At 73.6% G+C, this 889-nt stretch carries 2 protein-coding genes; one reads left to right on the top strand and one right to left on the bottom strand.

Features of this window, described 5'->3' with window-relative positions; all coding sequences use genetic code 11:
- On the top strand, window positions 1-371 hold a 371-nt coding region (locus C1J01_RS48345; RefSeq protein WP_146616057.1), incomplete at its 5' end, for a DUF2867 domain-containing protein.
- Here C1J01_RS48345 and C1J01_RS50905 read toward each other — a convergent pair.
- Complete coding sequence (locus tag C1J01_RS50905) at window positions 355-588, bottom strand: DUF3040 domain-containing protein (RefSeq protein WP_165970201.1); 234 nt, start codon at window positions 586-588, stop codon at window positions 355-357. The genes C1J01_RS48345 and C1J01_RS50905 overlap by 17 nt on opposite strands.
- Between the last annotated feature and the right edge of the window lie 301 nt (window positions 589-889).

Below are 889 nucleotides of genomic sequence, written 5' to 3'. Positions count from 1 at the left end.
CCCCGAGCGACCCCCTGCCGACCGACCCCGACTGGGCCGGCGGGGTGCTGTACGCCGACGAGTGGAGCCGCGCCGTGCCGGCGCCGCCCGCCGCCCTGTGGCGGCTGCGCGTGGGGGACACGCTGGGCTCGTGGCGGGTGGAGGAGGTCGTGCCGGGCCGCCTGCTGCGGCTGCGCGCCGAGACGCGGCTGCCCGGCCAGGCGTGGCTGGAGCTCACGTGCCGCGAGGAGCACGGCAGGACCGTGTACGGGCAGCGCGCGATCTTCCATCCGCGCGGCCTGCTGGGCCATCTGTACTGGTGGACCCGTACGCCCTTCCGCCGCCGCCGCGTGCCGGGGGACGTCGTCCGCCGGCTCACCCGGGCGTCGTGAGGAGCAGCCCCACGACGATGAGGAACACGCACACGCCGATCAGGACGGTGACGCGCCACACGTAGCCGGGCACGGTGCGAGGCCCTCGCCATTCCTTGGGCGGAGGGGGTTCGCCCTGGTACGTCCTGGCAAGGAGGGCGTCGAGATCCGGGTCTTCGAAGGCGAGCCGCTCCTCGATCTCTTCGAGGGCCCGCTGTTCCCCTTTGGAGAGTCTCATCGCGATCACCTGGATGCGCTCTCGGTTGCGTTCGTTCCTGGTCCTGGGCGCCGGGCGGGCCGGTGCGTCCGTCCCGCTCCGGCGTGCGGGGCCCGTCGATGAGGTGCGCCGCCACGGCGGGCGCGGCGGACATGAGACGAGTTCGTCCCCCCTCTCCTTGACGCCTTTGCCCCCGATCCGCGGTCTCATACTCAGGCATCCGAGCTGTCCTCGCATGTTGCCGATGACCGGCAGCCCGGCGGTGATGAGGTTGCCGCCGCGGTCCCTTGTCCGGCGGCCCTGCGGCGGGGAGGGTGGGAGG

The organism is Nonomuraea aridisoli (genome assembly GCF_003236395.1).
GTDB lineage: Bacteria > Actinomycetota > Actinomycetes > Streptosporangiales > Streptosporangiaceae > Nonomuraea > Nonomuraea aridisoli.
Note: the sequence above shows the minus strand (reverse complement) of the source record. Positions and strands in the feature narration are given on the sequence as shown.

Bases quoted from the DNA above. Each gene is read 5' to 3' on its own strand.
- C1J01_RS50905 (WP_165970201.1), bottom strand. From the start codon at position 588: ATGAGACTCTCCAAAGGGGAACAGCGGGCCCTCGAAGAGATCGAGGAG.